The 18,547-nt window shown below is 38.3% G+C and carries 13 protein-coding genes; 2 read left to right on the top strand and 11 right to left on the bottom strand.

Annotated elements, in window-relative coordinates:
- Positions 1-53: 53 nt before the first annotated feature.
- Positions 54-245: an alpha/beta-type small acid-soluble spore protein gene (locus ACDZ29_RS17770; RefSeq protein ID WP_034314196.1), complete on the top strand. Its 192-nt coding sequence runs from the start codon at positions 54-56 to the stop codon at positions 243-245.
- Between the two features lie 56 nt (positions 246-301).
- Here ACDZ29_RS17770 and ACDZ29_RS17765 read toward each other — a convergent pair whose 3' ends face one another.
- The 4 genes from ACDZ29_RS17765 to ACDZ29_RS17750 form a co-directional block, all read right to left on the bottom strand.
- The gene (locus tag ACDZ29_RS17765) at positions 302-1,630 is read right to left on the bottom strand and encodes an anti-sigma factor domain-containing protein (RefSeq protein ID WP_375088289.1); all 1,329 of its coding nucleotides are present in this window, start codon (positions 1,628-1,630) and stop codon (positions 302-304) included.
- Positions 1,627-2,370, bottom strand: a complete 744-nt coding sequence (gene sigI / locus ACDZ29_RS17760) for an RNA polymerase sigma factor SigI (RefSeq protein WP_375088288.1) — start codon at positions 2,368-2,370, stop codon at positions 1,627-1,629. The genes ACDZ29_RS17765 and sigI overlap by 4 nt, the downstream gene beginning before the upstream one ends.
- Before the next feature lie 354 nt (positions 2,371-2,724).
- On the bottom strand, positions 2,725-3,507 hold the full coding sequence (locus ACDZ29_RS17755; RefSeq protein ID WP_289324233.1) for a TerC family protein: 783 nt from the start codon (positions 3,505-3,507) through the stop codon (positions 2,725-2,727).
- A gap of 259 nt (positions 3,508-3,766) precedes the next feature.
- Positions 3,767-5,326 (bottom strand): aldehyde dehydrogenase family protein, encoded by a 1,560-nt coding sequence (locus ACDZ29_RS17750; RefSeq protein ID WP_375088287.1) that lies wholly within the window; start codon positions 5,324-5,326, stop codon positions 3,767-3,769.
- 913 nt (positions 5,327-6,239) lie between these two features.
- On the opposite strand from ACDZ29_RS17750, the gene ACDZ29_RS17745 reads away from it, so the two are divergent.
- A complete protein-coding gene (locus tag ACDZ29_RS17745; RefSeq protein WP_375088286.1) occupies positions 6,240-7,433 on the top strand; it encodes an FtsW/RodA/SpoVE family cell cycle protein in 1,194 nt (397 codons plus the stop codon).
- Between the two features lie 116 nt (positions 7,434-7,549).
- Here ACDZ29_RS17745 and nhaC read toward each other — a convergent pair whose 3' ends face one another.
- The 7 genes from nhaC to ACDZ29_RS17710 form a co-directional block, all read right to left on the bottom strand.
- Positions 7,550-8,950, bottom strand: a complete 1,401-nt coding sequence (gene nhaC / locus ACDZ29_RS17740) for a Na+/H+ antiporter NhaC (RefSeq protein ID WP_370014307.1) — start codon at positions 8,948-8,950, stop codon at positions 7,550-7,552.
- Between the two features lie 772 nt (positions 8,951-9,722).
- Positions 9,723-10,670 carry an AEC family transporter gene (locus tag ACDZ29_RS17735; protein WP_289324229.1) on the bottom strand — a complete coding sequence of 316 codons (948 nt, stop codon included), beginning with the start codon at positions 10,668-10,670 and terminating at the stop codon, positions 9,723-9,725.
- A 121-nt stretch (positions 10,671-10,791) separates the two neighbouring features.
- Positions 10,792-12,486: an NAD-dependent malic enzyme gene (locus tag ACDZ29_RS17730; RefSeq protein ID WP_375088285.1), complete on the bottom strand. Its 1,695-nt coding sequence runs from the start codon at positions 12,484-12,486 to the stop codon at positions 10,792-10,794.
- Between the two features lie 297 nt (positions 12,487-12,783).
- On the bottom strand, positions 12,784-13,491 hold the full coding sequence (locus ACDZ29_RS17725; protein ID WP_289324227.1) for a response regulator: 708 nt from the start codon (positions 13,489-13,491) through the stop codon (positions 12,784-12,786).
- 1 nt (position 13,492) lies between these two features.
- On the bottom strand, positions 13,493-15,052 hold the full coding sequence (dcuS, locus tag ACDZ29_RS17720) for a DcuS/MalK family sensor histidine kinase (protein WP_375091163.1): 1,560 nt from the start codon (positions 15,050-15,052) through the stop codon (positions 13,493-13,495).
- Positions 15,053-16,289: 1,237 nt separating this feature from the next.
- On the bottom strand, positions 16,290-17,864 hold the full coding sequence (locus ACDZ29_RS17715) for a peptide chain release factor 3 (RefSeq protein WP_289317348.1): 1,575 nt from the start codon (positions 17,862-17,864) through the stop codon (positions 16,290-16,292).
- A 492-nt stretch (positions 17,865-18,356) separates the two neighbouring features.
- Complete coding sequence (locus ACDZ29_RS17710) at positions 18,357-18,515, bottom strand: hypothetical protein (protein ID WP_375088284.1); 159 nt, start codon at positions 18,513-18,515, stop codon at positions 18,357-18,359.
- Between the last annotated feature and the right edge of the window lie 32 nt (positions 18,516-18,547).

Raw genomic sequence — 18,547 nt, 5'->3', positions numbered from 1 at the left:
TATACTATCATTACAGCGGCAAAAGCCGTTGAAAAAGTAAAGGGGAGATTCAAATGGCTAACAGCAGTAACAACCTTCTTGTTCCTGGAATCGAACAAGCATTAGAACAAATCAAATATGAAATTGCATCAGAGTTTGGTGTACAATTAGGTTCGGATACTTCAGCACGTGCCAATGGTTCAGTTGGCGGCGAAATTACGAAACGTCTTGTACAACAAGCACAATCTCAACTTAAAGGTCAATAATTCCTAACACAATTGAATATCCATGGCTAAGAGTCCAGCTGCGTGCTGGACTCTTTTTACTTATTGCGTTCATTCCCATGTCCATTATTACCCTTATCCCTTTTCGACTTATTCCAATCTTGCTTACCTTGTTTTACTTGTTTTACTTGTTTTACTTGCTTTACTTGCTTTACTTGCTTTACTTGCTTTACTTGCTTTACTTGCTTTACTTGCTTTACTTGCTTTACTTGCTTTACTTGCTTTACTTGCTTTACTTGCTTTACTTGCTTTACTTGTTTATTTTTTTTTTCATACTTTATTGGATCGTCATTATTCTTTTCTTTGACCAATGGAACTCTTTTCTTATCGAACTTTTTAACATACTTTTCATTTTTATGCTTGTCCTTTGATTGGTTGTTTTGATTGCGATCAGATTTTATTTTTGGTTCCCTGCTTCTTTCCTTGAAGCCATCTACCTCATTCCGTTTTCCATTTTCAGCTTTACTATCAGTTTGTTCCTTATTTTGGGCAGGTTGTGTTCCCAGGTTTTTCCGTTCAGTTGGTTTGACTTCGTTTGACGGCTTTTGTTTTATTGCATTTGCATTGTTCTCTATTTCCTTTTCGCCATCCGATTTGTTTTCTGTACTCAGCGTTTCGCTCTTCACTTTCGGAATATCAACCTTTTCCTCGACTTTTTTATCCGGTGCAGGTTCCCTCATATTGACCTTTACCTTTTCTTTATCTTCATTCAACTTCTTTTCAACATACTTACCTGTGGATATGCCTTGTTCCCTTGCTTGGTCACGATCGCTTTTTGTTGCCTGAATCACTTTCATCTTTGTTTTAGTAACATTATCCTGCTCAGCTATTTCTTTTATTTCTTCTTTTAAATTCCTATCCAGTTTTTTATTCTTATCCAATAATGTAGTGGAAACGACTATTTGTTTATTTCCTTTCAAATAACCGAGTTGCTTCGTGGTTTCAACGATTCGGACTGTAACAGTCTTAATATCCTTGCCTTTCCAATCCTTCAGCTGACCAATCACAAGCTTGCCGTCTTCATTTAAGCCAGTAAGTTTGAGAACTTCTAAATGATCGTCAAGCTCCAACTCAATGCTTGGATTCACATCTATTGTCATATATGCCGAAACAGACCCAGAGAAATAGGATGGAAGAATCGAAAATAGAATCAGGAAGGTGGAAGCAATGCTTAGCACGGCCTTTTTTTTGAAAGATGAATGAAAATTGGAAAAGGCTAAAGTGAACTTTTGTTTAGCAGGTGAAAAGGTGATTTCCTCACCCACTTCATATGCCCGTTCCTGCCTTTTGGCTTTTAGAAATTCACCCTCGGGGGTCATTAGGGTTACAAATCGCTTATTAACTGAAAGAATAACTCCTTTTTTCATCCATTGATAGCCCCTTTTATATAATCATTCAAGTACAAAAAATCTCCGTTTATTATGATTGCAACAGCAATGATGTACTTTCTGTTCCGTTCAATCGTTTTTCTGCTTACATCCACTTTTCCTTCGAGCTGCTTTACTGGCAGCCGCTTTTTTGCAAACAGGATTTCTTTCAGTTCGTCATCTTCCATTAACAATTTAGCGATCATGATGGCTCCCTTCCTTGCATCCGCATGTTTTGGAGAGTTTTCAACTAAATCCTCAAATGACAGACCAAAATCCTGTAGATGGCTTATATAAAGGTGAATTTCTTCTTTTCTTCTTTCCGATTCCTTTTGCTTCTCGTACTCATTGATGGAATTTTCATTATCGATATATATATGGCTTTGATCATTATCATCATTCAGAGTCAAATCCAATAATACTTCTTTTCGTTTCGACTGGTTTCTTAAATAATCAATAACCCTTCGTCTAACGAGGGTTTCGGCAAATGCCAATAAAGAACGGCCTTTTTCCGGGGAATATTTATCGATTGCCTCATTAAAAGCAATCATTCCAATACTAAATTCATCATCTGATTCGTATATGTAACGTCTGCAAACCGATGAGACGGTCTTCGCAATAAAAGGTTTGAACGACTCTATAGTATCATTACGAAGGCTTATATCGCCTTCTTGAATTTTCAATACGGTTTCTTCTAAAGAACGCTTTTTTTTGAATGCTGTAAACAACAAACCAAGCATTTGCTCACCTCGCTCCTGTTGAACATAAAATACGCATCAACATACTTATCTTAAGCGGAGGGAGTCTAAAAGACAGTACCAAAAGAACTATTTTTGCGATATAAATGAAATCACATAATATATCAACATGATAAAATACTTAGTTTTTTCTCGTTTATTACAGTGCAATTACAGTAAAATATCTTTTTACGGATTTTTTTGCAATCCAATGGGACAATTGTCATTTTTCTAACCGGAATTTAATATTCACATCTTTTAACATATCATTCGTAAACTTACCTGCTCTTTTGAGGGTCACTCCATAAATACATTAAAAAGCAAAAAAAATAGGCGTGACAAGCACGCCTGTTTTTTTTAAGCTTCCTGTATTTTTTTCTCTTCTTTCGCTTTTTTTTCTTTTTTGCTTGAAATGATCCATGCACCTGCCGCAATTCCAATCAATACAGTCCAAAAAATCGATTTCCAAAGAGTTGATTCAGGGAAATGATGATCGATGACAGCCAGTGAAGGGTGCGCGAGTGTGTGTACCGCCAATTTCACTCCAACCCAACCCACAATCAAAAATGCTGCCGTTTCGAGTGAAGGACGCTGATGAAGCAACTTCACGAATGCATTTGCTGCAAATCGCATAATGATCAAACCAATCATACCGCCGAGGAACATGACAGCGAATTGCCCTCCGTCAATACCGCCGACTTTCATCCAGCCTGTTGCAGGAAGTGTAACAGCCAGTGCTACGGCAGCCAACATGGAATCGATTGCGAAAGCTATATCAGCCGCTTCAACCTTTACCACGGTCATCCAGAAGCCAGATTGCTTTTTAGGCTTTGTGATTTCCTTCTCACCTTTAACAGCGTATTTTTTGTAAATGTTCTGAAAAGCAATGAAAAGTAAATAAATCGCACCGATTGCTTGAATTTGCCACACGTCGATAAGAAAGGAAATAAGGAATAAACTTGCAAAGCGGAAAACAAAAGCTCCCATCAGACCATAAAACAAGGCTTTTCGCTGTTGTTCTTTTGGTAAATGCTTAACCATGACAGCCATGACGACTGCATTATCCGCAGCAAGTATCCCTTCCAATCCAACCAAGATAAGAAGGACCCAGCCGTATTCCAATAATATTGATGCTTCCATCCATTCAACCTCCAATAGTTTTTATTCCCTCCCTATCGGCAATGGCAAAATAAAAAGACCTCTGCCGTATAGGCAAAGGTCTTGCTGAACATGAAAACATGTCAACAAAGCCGATGAATGTTTCCATTCACGTAATGACGACTTTGTTTTAGGGCGAACCCTAACGCTACTCCCCTTTGAAAAGGAAAATCAGTTATTAAGTATATTGATAGTATACGCGCTCGTTATGAAAATAACAATCTTTTTTTATTATTGGATCTCATTTTCGTTTCCCTTTGGTTAATTTAATCAATTGCAAATATTCTTTGCCAAAACGAATCCAGTTCGGTCTTGCAGAAAAGTAGTTCTGAAACAGCGATAAAAAACTCGTGTATTTCCCCTCATATGGATACCATTGGATTTCTGAATTCTTTTTACCTTTATCGACCATGACCGCTTTTTCATGACAGAAAATCTTCAATCCATGCTCGCCATGATAGCGGCCAATGCCACTTTGTTTGGCACCGCCAAATGGTAAATGATGATTAGCAACAGTAATTAGCACATCATTGATCGTCACCGCTCCTGTTACTAACTGTGACGCAATCCGGCTTGCTTTTTCACTGTCCATCGTCCAAACGCTCGAATTAAGTCCATATTCACTTTCATTTGCTAGGGCGATCACTTCCTCCTCCGTGTCGAAAGGCATAACGGGCAACACGGGTCCGAACGTTTCTTCTTTCATGATTTTCATGGAATGATCGACATTGGACAGAATCGTCGGCGGAATGAAATGGGTCTGTCCCCTTTTCCACTCTTTCGGAGGTGTTCCTGTTTCAATTATCGCCCCCTTAGTCAGTGCGTCCTCCAGGTGTCCAGCCACAACATCAACCTGTGCCGGGAAAGTCATTGAACCGATATCATCCTTTAATTGCATTCCCTGCCTCATGGACTTCGTTTTTTCTTTAAGAAGCATTAGGAATTCCTTATAAACAGTACGTTCTACATAAACCCTTTCAACACTCATGCAAACCTGCCCGCTGTTCGTAAAAGCCCCCCAAAGAGCCCCGTTCACTGCCCGTTCCAGGTTAGCATCACGCAAAACAATCATCGGATCCTTCCCGCCAAGCTCCAGAGTCGTTGGGATCAGTTGTCTTGCTGCCACCTCACCAATCATTTTTCCGGTCCTTACAGACCCAGTAAAAAATATATAATCCGGTTTTCGCTCAGTCAACTCTGCACCCAATTCTTTTCCCCCATGGGCAAATTGTATCGTTCCCTCTGGGAAACCAGCTTCAAGAAACAGATTTTCGATGCAAACCCCAACTAATGGAGTTACTTCTGATGGCTTGGCGATGACTGTATTTCCCGCTGCTAGAGCATTAAGAATGGGGACCATCGAGAGCTGAAGCGGATAATTCCATGGGGAAATGACGAGAATCGTTCCCCGGGGCATATAATGGACATATGATTTTTTACCAATTAATATGAGTGGAGTGGTTACCTTCTGTCCGGAAAGAGTTTTCACTGCATGTTTCTCGATATGCTTGATTGCATCAATGGTTGGCATGATGTCAGCAACCAGTGCTTCAATTTTCACTTTTCCCGTATCTTTTGAAATGACTTCCGCAATTTCATCCATTTTTTCAACCATCAATAAACGAAGACGTTTTAAATAGTGCAGCCTTTCCTTGATGGGAAGATTCGACCATGCTTTGAACGCATGTCTTGATTTCTTATATATATGAGGTATCGACGTCAATGGCGTTGGATCGATTTCCGCAATCTTCTCGCCTGTTGCCGGAGAAAACACTTCCCACTTGTCATGTATTTTTTCCATAACTACTCCCCTTGCTTTTACCTTATTTTTATATGGTATTCATAATCATTTTTATACTTTGAATATTAACCGACCATAGCCGGAATCCCTTCCCTGAAATCAGGACATACCATTCCAGAAGTAAATCCTTTTTGGCTGCAGTCTTGTCAAAACGCCCATTTCAAGTGCAATAATCAAGGGTTTCTTTTTCCACTCCTAAATAGGCCCATAAAGACGTATAGATAAGAGCCCATTGCTTAGTACCATTGTATATGTACTTTTGGTCTTTTCTTATACAGATTCATCAACGAAAAGTTCATAAATTGCACTCGCCGTACAGAAGTGGAATCAGTTAAATGATAGGTTTTCCCTGCACCCTCTTTATATAATGCCAGACACACAGTAGCCTGTATAATATTATTGATCGGAACCAGGTTCACTACCGTTTCTCTCTCCGAGGAGATATATGGAAAATAGGGAGGAAGCTTAGGCTATCAATAAAATCAAGGATGAAATGGGGACCATCGAATTTAATCGTTTCCCCTGTTTGGTTCTTAACAATCCCGAGATTATTTCGATAGAATCTCTTCTGCTTTAAAAAGTAGTTATGCTCATGAAATCCATCCCTCTCACCATTGAATAGTAATCTTCTCCACATAACAGCACCACAAAAAATGGAATATATAGTAAAAAGTTTTCTTTATTAAAAGGAGTATTCACGTTTGCTATCGAAGGTAATGTATAGGAATCCGAATTCGGCTATAAGCAAAAAAGAAATCCGGCAGACAAGTTTATCAGGTTTTAGTGTTTAATGTTGGGTAATGGAGGATAAATTCATATTATCGAATAAAAATTATTATCTATATAACCGATTTTCCGTTACTATATAAGAAGGCGATTTTTTCGCGCATACATATTTGAGGTGAGCGCACAAGTGAAAAGAATAATTAAAGCATACGACTTCCCTATTTTCATCGCTGTCGTATTACTCTGTTTGTTTGGTTTAGTCATGATTTACAGTTCGAGCATGATTACTGCTGTTGCTCGATACGGCCAGCCCATGGATTTCTTCTTTGAGAAACAAAAAACGGCCTTTCTCATTTCATTCCTGGCAATGATTGTCACGATGATTCTTCCTTATAAGATGTACAAAAACAAAATGTTCTTGATGTCTATGATGTTTGGAATGGCCGGTATCCTTTTGCTGCTATTTATCTTCGGCCACACAGCAGGAAATGCCACAAGTTGGTTCAAGGTAGGGTCAAAATCGATCCAACCTGCGGAATTTTCCAAATTAGCCATGATCATTTATCTTGCAGCCATTTACGGAAAAAGGCAGGATCGTATCAATAGTATTGATAAAGCCGTCATCCCCCCGATTTTCTTTCTGGTATTCATCTGTTTTTTAATCGGAATACAGCCTGACTATGGAACGGCAGCTGTCATTTTCCTGATTTCAAGTACCATGATCATTTCATCCGGGATGTCTTTTAAGAGTATATTCAAACTCTCTTTGATTACTGCGATATTCGTTGCCATATTTGCATTAGGAGTACTCGTTACAGGAAATTTCTCATCCATTCTCTCTGAAAATAAGGTGTCTCGTTTTACGGGGTTTGCTGATCCTTTTGGAACGGCAGGAGAAAGCGGGTATCAACTCGTGAATTCATTATTCGCAATAGGATCCGGTGGCCTTACTGGAGTGGGACTTGGTGACAGTGTACAAAAATACGGGTACTTGCCTGAATCACATACTGATTTCATCATGTCTGTCATTGCAGAAGAGCTCGGGATATTCGGAGTGGGATTCGTTCTATTGACACTTGGTTTTATCGTCCTAAGGGGATATGTACTTTCAGCAAAATGCAAAGATCCATTTGGAAGTCTTTTATTGATAGGCATCTCATCCATGATCGGCATTCAAGTTGGCATCAACGTTGGCGGAGTGACTGGACTTATCCCAATTACAGGGATCACTCTTCCATTCATCAGTTATGGGGGATCTTCCTTACTGCTACTCATGCTTTCAATGGGCATTTTCCAAAATGTCGTAATGCGAATGAATTTACTTGAACAGAAAGAAAAGGTCGTGTCCATCCCAAAAGATGAGGTTGCGTCTTCAAAATAAGCGATCAACTTCTTTACCCCCTGACTTTGCAGTTCATGTCAGGGGGTTTTTCCCTTCTCTCAAGGTTATGGAAGTTCATATAAAAAAACAGGCAGTCGAAACGACCGCCTGTTTTTTCATTTATAATGGATACCTATTTTCGTAAAGCCCGAAATCAAACTAAGCAAAGGGCAAAGTAAGCAAAAGAATGCAAATGGGGCATATTCAAGGGTTGAAACACCCAATACCTGTGTCAAGAATACACCGCAGACACCCCAAGGAACCAGAGGATTCACAACCGTTCCCGCATCTTCAAGTACCCTCCCAAGCGTTTTTGGCTGTAAGCCTAAATCTTCATATTTCTGCTGAAAGGCTTTCCCAGGCAGTATAACTGACAAATACTGTTCCCCCACTAGGAAATTCACGCTGATTCCTGCAAATACGGTAGCTGAAATCACTTTCGCTACACTCGTCAATGAATCCTGGACCGCATTTAAAATAGAAGGGATGACTCCTAATTCAAACAATAGTCCGCCCATCGCCAATGCCAACAACACCATCGAAACGGAGAACATCATACTTTCAATGCCGCCCCGCGATAGGATTGAGTCAAGTTGATCCATTCCACTCTTAAGTACAAAACCACCGTATAAGATATCCGCTAGTTTTGCAACGGTCAAACTTGGCGTTTGTATGAAAGCAATGACAGCCGCCGAAACGATTCCTGCTGACAATGTCGGAATCGCCGACACCTTTTTCAAAGCCATGACTAGAACGATGACAAACGGAATCAAACTCAATATGCTAATGTTCGTTTCCATTTCCAAGGCTTTGGTCATGGCTTCAACCTCCTCAACACGAGCCAGTTTTACATTCGGTGAAAGGAAGTAAAAGATGATAAGTGATATTAAAAAACCTGGAATCGTTGTCCACTGCATATTATTAATATGTTCAAATAATGGTACTCCAACCGTTCCCGAAGCAAGGTTGGTCGAGTCGGATAATGGAGACATTTTATCCCCAAGAAATGCACCTGAAATGATTGCACCGGCTGTAATTGCCAACGATAAATCCATCGCCGCCGCCATACCTATGAAAGCAACTCCGATCGTGGCTGATGTTGTAAGTGAACTCCCGATACAGAGCCCAATTAGCGAACACACCAGAAATGTGACCGCATAGAAATATTCACCAGAAATCCAGTCAAACCCATAGTACATGATGGTAGGGATCGTCCCGCTTGCCATCCAGATCGAAATTAGCATTCCAATGAAAAAGAATATATAGATAGCTCCCATACCAGAAACTGCACCTTTGACGATAGCCGCCTCCATAATCGAAAATGGCAGCTTCTTGATCTTTCCATAAACAAATAGAAATAGGATAGCAGCTATTATTGGAATATGGGGGGCCAGTCCATAATGTATGATACCAATTGCAATGATTAAGAAAAGAACTGCCAAAACCCCGATTGCTTCAGGTAAGGAGAGTTTTAGCTTTGCATCTTCAAGACGCATGATGTATTTCCCCGCTTTCATGTTGTGTATTCTCTGAGGTAAGGATCTGACCTTTTCACTCCTCATAATTACTGAAACGCTTTTAAGCACTAAAGTTACTAGCTAAATATAAAGGAGTTTCAGGAGATTGTCAAAGGAATAATAATCTATTTTAGTAGGATTCGATTCTTCATTTCCTTTTTATCACAAAACGAAAACCCATACTTCACTTCGTATAGGTTCGGCCTAGTATACCCTAAGATATAAGTCCTCTTCTTTGCTTAGCCCCCAAAGGCCCTGTCTTAATCCAATACCGATGTCCCTACAACCCTTTCAGTATGTCGCAGTCCCACCTAAATGAACAGCAAACCGTTCCTAATCATCAGATAATTTGGCTTTTTAACTTAGCGATTAATAAAAATTTTTAATGTGTACAAACTACGTCTTGTAAGTAAAAAAATGATTCCTGTACACCGAAGATTTAGACTTTTAAATTCATCAACGGCTGCATACGAATATGTAATTACAAAAATCCTTTTATTATAATCTTATTTTGATTAATAGCGAATTTTTGCAATTGATACTATTTGCGACGCATTTTCCTGGACTTACACCTTTAATCAAACGCCATGCAAACCCTTTAAACTATCTATCTATTTTATTAATTTACCTTCACCTTTAACATAGCCTTAAATAAAAATGGCCAACATCTCCTCTTTTCAAAAAAAGGATAATGTTATACAAAAAGTTTGTTAAGTATTTCACAAACTTTCGTTGAAAAGTATCCATCCAAGAAGGATGGATACTTAGAAGGCTACATTAACAAGGATATATAGATAGGTAATGTAATTAAAGATAGAATGGTACTAATTACAAATGAAGATGCTGTCTCAGTTGATAAAGAATCAAATCTAGTTGAAATCATTGCTGCTACAGCAGATCCTGGAAATGATACTAGCAAAATAGCTTTAATTGTATCTGCATGATCAAGGCCAATTAGATGAGCGACCAGCATCATATATAATGGAATAGCCACAACTTTTAAAATGGAAATACCAAAAGCAATTGGCCGTAAGCTAATCTTACGGATACCCACGGTTACACCTACAGCAAATAATGCAACCCCAGATGTCACTGACCCAATTTGATCAAGCGCATTTTTTATGATATCCGGTGCCTGGAACCCTAATAGTGTTAATACAACAGCAAGTAAGGGAATACATGCAAGCGGTTCGCTAAGACCATGCAAAACGATACCCAGAATGTTTGTTTTTTCATCTTTAGATTTACCCAATCTGGATTGTCCGACCGTACCAACTATTGTTGCTAATGGATCCAGAAGGGCATTCACCACAATACCCGTAATCGCAATAGGTATAGCTATCTCTTGCGCCCCAAACAAACTGCCTAATACAGAAATCCCCATAAAAGCAAAGGCTGGCTGAGTTGCGTTTAATGAAAACATAGATGCTGCAGTCAAATCGTATTTAAACACCAAACGAGCCACTATTAAAAGGATAATGTAAAAGCCAATAACACCTATGGTCATAGTTAAGAAAAATGACCATTGATTAATTAAGGTTTGTTTTGAGGTTGTTGTGATCCCAATGAATAAGTGTGCAGGTAAAGCAAATTTTGTAACTAACGTATTAAGCCCTTTGGAGGATTCTGAATTAAAAATTTTAAAATAGCCACCCAAATAACCAATAATAATTGTAAAAAAGATTGGTATTAATGTTAAAAATATATTCCCAATATTCACTAGAGATGCACTTCTCTTTCCAAAAAATTGTCCAATTTAAAAGATTCTACTAAGGCTGACTTATACGGAGATTCCCCTAAAACGGATCCCCTTTCTTTTGTGACAACAATATAAGCTGGCTTTATTTCCCATGAATAGTTTTGTACTCCGGCTTCCACATGGAATCTGTTATTGCTTTTTCAATATCTGTTATATCCGCTTTCGCAATTCCTTCTTCGATGGCTGTCTTTGCCACTTCAATGGCTACAGATTTAGAAACCTCTTGCAATTGTTTGATTGAGGGGAGTAAAGAAGCACCATGCTTACTGCTATCCGATAATCTTGAAACAGCAGATGAGGCTGCTGCAAGCATGCCCTTAGAGATTTTTGTTGCTTCTGCGACAATTGCACCAAGTCCAAGTCCTGGGAAAATATATGCATTATTAGATTGTCCGATTGTATAAATCACATCATTATAGTCAACATCATCAAACGGGCTTCCTGTCGCTATTAAGGCTTTACCTTGAGTCCACTTTATTAGGTCTTCAGGAACAGCTTCCGCTAAGGGAGTCGGATTTGACATCGGCATAATAATAGGATGTTCCACGTGCTTTGCCATTTCTTTTACAACTTCTTCTGAGAATGCCCCTGTTTGACCAGATGTGCCGATTAAGATGGTTGGTTTAACCTTTTTTATTACCTCTAATAATGGAATGATTCCGACTTCATTCCGATTCCATTCCTCGACTTCTTCAGCTTTCCGGCAATACGACTTTTGGAATTTCAAAACATCTGGAATGTCATCTATCAACAATCCACGATAATCGACGGCCCAAAAGTGACCATATGCCTCTTCTCTGGAAACGCCATCTAGGATCATGGCTTCAACCATTTGATCAGCATTACCGATTCCTGCTGCACCTGGACCAAAAACAACAACCCTTTGTTCCTTTAAAGGAACACCAGTTACTTGTAAGGCAGACATTACGGCGGCTAGTGTTACTGCACCTGTACCTTGTATATCATCATTAAAAGTGAGAATTTTGTCGCCATAATTATCGATTATATTTCGTGCATTTATATTTCCAAAGTCTTCCCAGTGAAGTAATGCCCTTGGGAAGAAGGCTTGAGACTTTTTAACAAATAAATCAATGAATTCGGTGTATTCATCACCGCGAACACGCCCAAACCTGTTACCAATATACAGTGGATCACTAATCAGGCTTTCATTGTCTGTCCCAACATCCAGGACAATAGGTAGCACCCTGCTTGGATCAATTCCCGCAGCTGCTGTGTAGACTGCCAATTTGCCAATGGCTATGTTAATTCCACCAACTCCCTGATCCCCGATTCCAAGAATACTTTCAGAATCTGTAACAACGATTAAATCGATATCATCAGATGAAAGGTCCAGGTTTTTAAATGCATCTTCCATTCCCTCCATATTATCAATAGAAAGGTATAGACCTCCTGGACGGTGATATTCTTGGGAGTACTGTTGAATGGCCTCTCCTACAGTAGGTGTGTAAATGATCGGCAGTATTTCACTTAGATGGTCTTTAAGTAGACGGTAAAACAGTACCACATTCCTATTAAATAAATCATATAACATTCCATTCTTCCGAATATTGCTAGGTTGAGTGGAGAATTGTTCATAAGCTCTTTTTACTTGTTCCTCAAGAGTAAGCACCTGGGATGGTAGCAAGCCTACCAATCCTAGTTCATTTCTTTCTTCCTTAGTGAAAGCAACCCCTTTATTAATAAAGGGGTTTGACAGAACACCTTTTCCTCTTAAAGTTGTTTCCAAACCCTTTTTTGTCTTTTCATAAGCTGTCATAGACGTTCCCTCTTCCTAAAGATGTATATTTAAAAATGATCATTACCAGGCAATAGAGTATATTCTTCCCTGGGGAAGTGTAATTACTAAAAGAAAACTGTAAAAAGGAAAATAAATATACAGCACATAAAAACTTAAATATTTCCTCATTACTGCTTATTTGTTCAATCTTGTGAAAAAATTTTTTAATAACTCAATCGCCAGTCTATATCTTAGTAGTCATTTACGGAGGACACTAGCTTATTTAACTAATTTTAGTATTATGTAATTAAAAAAAGTAAGCAGCCATTTGGCTGCTTACAGATAACGTTGAATAATATGGCTCTTGTCATCATTAAACTTGTGTTGGGATACTGGTCGGCCTACCGTTCCATAGATTACCTTAACATCAAGGACACCGATATCCTTCATGAATTTTAAATATTTCCTTACTGATACCCTGGATATACCCGCCACATTTACGACTTCCTCTGTTGAAAAGGGAGCTTTTTTTAATACCAGTATTACATTCCATATAATCTTTAAGGTATCTTGAGCTAATCCTTTCGGTAGTTCCTCTGGTAAGTGAATTTCTTCTTGATGCAAAATTCGATAATCCAATTCTTCTTGATTTAGCATATTTTTATCTTGAATAAAATCTGATTTGTTCCGATATGCTGATAAGGCCGCGTTAAAACGTTCAAATTCAAACGGCTTAATTAAATAATCAACAGCACCTAGTCTTAATGCTTTCTGAATCCTCTCAATGTCCGACGCAGCAGAAATGACAATAACATCTATCTCTTTTTCACTTTCTCGAATTTGTGAGAGTAAATCGAGTCCATTTTTCCCAGGCATGAAAATGTCTAATAGAACTAACCCTATTCTTTGATTTTCCAATACATTCAGAGCTTGATCCACTGAGGAACAGACAGCAGCTAATTCGTAGCCATCGACTTGATTCAAATAGCGCTTATTGAACTCTGCAACCATCGGGTCATCTTCTACGATCATTACCTTAATCATCCTACATCATCCTTGCTTTGTATGGTATATAAACCACAAACGTTGTTTCTTGACCTTCTTTTGAACTAATATTGAGATCTCCGCCTAGCTTATCTAGGCTTGCCTTAACCAAATATAAACCAATCCCCCTGTCCTCTCCTTTTGTTGTATATCCTTTTAGAAGGATATGATTAAGATTGGCATCAGATATTCCCTTTCCAGTATCATGAACTTCAATAGTTAAAATATCATCTGCATAATCAAACTTTAATTCAATTCGTTTAACGGGCCTTTTTTCTACTGCTTCTATAGCATTGTCAATCAAATTTCCTATTATCGTAATTAGCTCATGAGTAATCGCTGCATTTTCTGGTTCTGGCAATTGAAAGTCAGAGGATAATGCCAGCTTAGCACCTGCTTCCCTGGCATAACTTAGTTTTCCAATTAAAAAACCGGCTAGTACTGGATCTTTAACGGTTTTGGTAATAAAGCCTATCTCGTTTTCTCTGTGGTCAACAAGATCACTAATATATGCTGCAAGCTGATCATAATAATGCATATGCACCATACCAAGTATTACATGAAGTTTGTTCATGAATTCGTGCGACTGGGCCCTTAACGATTCAGCATATAAGCGGACTCCAGTCAGCTGTTCCGCCAGCAGATGTATTTCTGTTTTATCACGAAATGTAGCCACGGCCCCTACGATTTCATCCTTCACAAATACTGGTACCCTATTCACTAGTAAGACACTATCTTTTAAATCCTGCTCTTTATCTAATTCGACTTTTCCGGTCTCTAGGATTCTATCCAGGTTTGAGTCAGGCATATAACTAGTTACCTTTTTACCCGTTGGATTTTCATTAATACCCGCGTTTTTAAATATCTTTAAAGCTGCTTTGTTTACGAGAGTAATGGTTGAACTCTGATCTACCGCTATGATTCCCTCCCGAACTGATTGTAAAATGGCATTTCGCTCTTTTAAAACCTTCGCAATAGCAAAAGGTTCCAGCCCAAATAATATTTTCTTTATATACCTTGCCAACAGTATTGCACCGGCAATTCCGGTTAATATTCCAAAAACTGTTCCTACATAAATATTAAAACGGCTTTTTAAAACAGCATCATTAACTTTTTGAAGAGAAATACCGACCACCACGGCTCCAATTTGATTATCCTCTGAATCATAAACAGGGGTGAAAGAACGCAAAGATCTGCCTAAAGTTCCTTTGGAAATAGAAATGTGCTCTCTACCTCTTAATACATCTTTCTCATCCCCTCCAACAAATTTTTTTCCTATTTTACTTGGATCGGGGTGAGTTTTCCGGATTCCATTATTATCGATTATTACTACAAATTCTACATCTGTCGATTTTTTTATCCTATTGGTAAATTGCTGAACTTCCTGATTGTTCTCATTTCCACTTAACGCTTCAATTACAAGCGGCGTTTGTGCTGCCATACGTGCTACATTTACTGCTTTTTCAGTCTGGCTATTTTCTATAGTATCCGCAACTGTTTGGCTAATAAGAATATCTGTAATGAATAATGAAAGGGCTACTACCCCACACACCAGTATCATAATAGTAAACTGTAGACTCCATTTCCCTTTTTTCACTTCTACACACCTCTTTGGTCTAAAAACTCTATTCTTTAAGGAAGATACTTTTATGTTAAGTATGTTCATTTTGCTTACATCACACAATTCTTCGGTACTTTATCAAGTTCCAAAAAGGTAGCCAAGTGATTTAAATCATTGTGTTAAGATATATATAACCTAACCGTTTGCCAATGGTATCCTTAAAAATACTGATTCATCTACAATATTTCCCAAATATTAAAACAGACTATACCTTCGTAGGCTTGGATATAAATATTCAAAATCTTACTAGCACCGTCTTTAATCTCCTTTCATATATTAGCTCCTACATACCTCGGTAGTTCAATATAAGTTATTTTGCTATACTCCTCCTGCACCACGGTTAAAGCCACAAGTTTTCTATAAGTATTATGCAGTTCATAAGAAGTTTAGCGGAATATCCCAGCAATTCTTACAATGCTCAAAGTTACTACGATTTTCTTATTTAACCTTTCCAATTAGTTACTATTTAATTTTCAAAAATACAGCTGTCTAACATCTTATATCTCCCTGTTTCCGTTTATCTAAAATCGACATGTTTAAAACAGGGGGGAATGATTAAAATACCCGCATTTTCAACAGATTTCAAATCAACAAAGTATTAAGAAAGTACTCAAGGCTTAGACATAGTCATCAATAGTGTAAAATGGCCTTAACATAGATAAGATTATTTAATTACTAGAGATATGTTAATGATTATGAAATAAGGTTCAGTAATCGTAGACATCAGTGCTGATGTAGACGGGGCAATTGAAACCTATAAATCGAAAATTCATGCAAATCCTACATATGTATTTATAACATCAGACTTTATTGTTTATATTACTTTTATCTGGAATCTGTTATTTTTGATTACAAAAAAAAGCTTGCAGATTTAGACCCTAAAAGGGACCTTATTCTACAAGCTGAACAACCTCCACTATCCGAAGTTTTTCAGTTAAACTATTGATTAAAATGATATACATCCCAAATGTCAGGGGTTTCTGATCCAATGTACCAAGCTGATACTCCGCCTAAGTGATTTTGTTTTAACAGGTTTAGTAGAAGCCCGATTGATTTTTTATCTTCTATCCAAACTTGATGCTTTTTCCCATCAGAAGAATATTCCACAAAGTTTTGAAAGGTCTTTTCATGCTCCAGATAATGAAAAAAGCCCGTGTATATAACACGGGCTTCTCCATTATTTCAAATCCATTGGATTATATAGTTCAATGTCTGGATTTTTATCTTGGAACCAACGAAGTGCAAACTCATTTTCAAATAAGAATGCATATTTATCAAACCGGTCTTTAACAAGAATGCTTCTTGAGCTATGAAGATTTTCATCAAGCTTTTCATCTTCAGCCCAGCGTGTGATCTTACTGCCCATGCGCTCCATCACGACTTCAACATTGTATTCATTCCTCATTCGATGCTCGAATACTTCAAATTGAAGTTGCCCAACCGCACCAAGCAGATATTCTTCCATCCGAACCGTTTTGAAGAGCTGAATTGCCCCTTCTTGTACGAGTTGGTTTATTCCTTTATGGAAATGTTTCTGTTTCATGACGTTTTTAGCTGTTACCCTCATGAATAATTCCGGTGTAAACTGAGGCAGCCTTTCAAACTGAAACATGTCTTTGCTTGTTGTAATCGTATCGCCAATTTGGTAGTTCCCGGTATCATATAAACCGATGATATCTCCGCTTACGGCTTCGTTTACGGTGTTGCGATCATCAGCCATGAATTGAGTAGAAGAAGAAAGGTTGATTGGTTTTCCTGTCCTGCTCAAGTTGACGCTCATTCCACGCTCGAATTTACCGGAGCAGATGCGAAGGAAAGCGATCCGATCACGGTGTTTTGGGTTCATATTCGCCTGGATCTTGAAAATGAATCCAGAAAAATCATTACTGACAGGACTCATTTCACCTGATGTTGTCATGCGTGCTTGTGGAGCTGGTGCAAACTTCAGATAAGCATCCAAAAACGTCTGAACACCAAATGTCGTTAAAGCACTTCCAAAAAATACGGGACTAAGTTTTCCATTCGCAATGTTTTCTTCGGAGAATTGGTTACCCGCTTCCGTCAAAAGCATTATTTCTTCCAAAGTTTGCTCATATAACTGGGAATCCTTAAGTTTATGATCCACTTCGAGTTCACCTTCGTCATTCAACGGAAGGAAACGCTCATCCCCTTCAGTTTTAAACTGTTCAATTCGATTATTGAACCTATCGTAAATGCCCACGAAGTCTTTTCCCATTCCAATCGGCCAGTTCATCGGGTATGTTTCAATACCTAATACCTCTTCAAGTTCGGCAAGCAATTCGAGCGGCATTTTACCTTGTCGGTCCATTTTATTGATAAAAGTGAAAATCGGGATACCCCTCATCCGGCATACTTTGAATAATTTAACCGTCTGGTCCTCGATCCCTTTTGCCGAATCGATGATCATCACGGCGCTATCAACAGCCATCAGTGTACGATATGTGTCTTCACTGAAGTCTTGGTGACCTGGTGTATCGAGAATATTAACACGGAAATCATCATAATCAAATTGCATGACCGAAGATGTAACGGAAATTCCCCGTTGCTTTTCAATCTCCATCCAGTCACTGGTTGCATACTTCCCTGTTTTTCTAGCTTTAACTGTTCCGGCATCACGGATCGCGCCACCAAACAGCAATAATTTTTCTGTCAAAGTCGTTTTCCCGGCATCCGGGTGAGAGATGATTGCGAAGGTCCGTCGGGATTGAACCTCGTCTTTTAATGTAGTCATAAAATTTTCCTTTCATTATTGGAGTCATCAATAAAAAAATTTATAGGAGGTTTATTGTATTTTTTTACATTGGAATGGCAACCTTTCTTTGTATGCAAGATCCTGATCATACACAATATATGTAAGAAGGAATATATCATAAGGCTTAAGCCTTGGCTACTCGGCATTCATTTCAATCAACCTTACTATTTTAACACGATATGAAGGAAAGATGTAGAGGTGAATGAATCACCATAAGAGGATTTATACAGATAGCAAAACAAAAGACGCTTAATCAGCGCCCCTTATCCTAATTCATATGGTCATCGTTCATTTTTTTCATTGTTTACCAAACTTATCTTGCTGCTTTCATCGCTTTTTTGCTTTTCCAGCGTTTCTTTACTTCCTTGAATATGATGGGAGCAGCAAAAATAAGGGCCCTTTTTAATAATTTCTTCATTTACATCAGTCCTTTCTTTCTTATCCTATACCCGATTATTTTCGTGAAAAACTTTAATGCCAATTGTTTTTGTAATTTGAAACATAAGGGAAATCAAGACTTTTAACCTCTTGGACTTGGAAACCCCCGTCAAATTTCAATCCAGGAAAATCCTTTCCAGCATTACCGTTATACTTCCCCTCATAAAACTTCCCTAATATTATTTTTCCCAAATGAAAATGTATAAATCACTTCCATTTGTTTT

The organism is Peribacillus sp. RS7 (assembly GCF_041956845.1).
Classification (GTDB): domain Bacteria; phylum Bacillota; class Bacilli; order Bacillales; family DSM-1321; genus Peribacillus.
This window is presented reverse-complemented; position numbering and strand designations above follow the sequence as displayed.

Coding starts and splice junctions, on each gene's coding strand:
- sigI (WP_375088288.1), bottom strand. CDS start 2,370: ATGCTTGGTTTGTTGTTTACAGCATTCAAAAAAAAGCGTTCTTTAGAA.
- ACDZ29_RS17765 (WP_375088289.1), bottom strand. CDS start 1,630: ATGAAAAAAGGAGTTATTCTTTCAGTTAATAAGCGATTTGTAACCCTA.
- ACDZ29_RS17750 (WP_375088287.1), bottom strand. CDS start 5,326: ATGGAAAAAATACATGACAAGTGGGAAGTGTTTTCTCCGGCAACAGGC.
- nhaC (WP_370014307.1), bottom strand. CDS start 8,950: ATGAAAGCGGGGAAATACATCATGCGTCTTGAAGATGCAAAGCTAAAA.
- ACDZ29_RS17715 (WP_289317348.1), bottom strand. CDS start 17,864: ATGACTACATTAAAAGACGAGGTTCAATCCCGACGGACCTTCGCAATC.
- ACDZ29_RS17770 (WP_034314196.1), top strand. CDS start 54: ATGGCTAACAGCAGTAACAACCTTCTTGTTCCTGGAATCGAACAAGCA.
- ACDZ29_RS17755 (WP_289324233.1), bottom strand. CDS start 3,507: ATGGAAGCATCAATATTATTGGAATACGGCTGGGTCCTTCTTATCTTG.
- dcuS (WP_375091163.1), bottom strand. CDS start 15,052: ATGATACTGGTGTGTGGGGTAGTAGCCCTTTCATTATTCATTACAGAT.
- ACDZ29_RS17725 (WP_289324227.1), bottom strand. CDS start 13,491: ATGATTAAGGTAATGATCGTAGAAGATGACCCGATGGTTGCAGAGTTC.
- ACDZ29_RS17730 (WP_375088285.1), bottom strand. CDS start 12,486: ATGACAGCTTATGAAAAGACAAAAAAGGGTTTGGAAACAACTTTAAGA.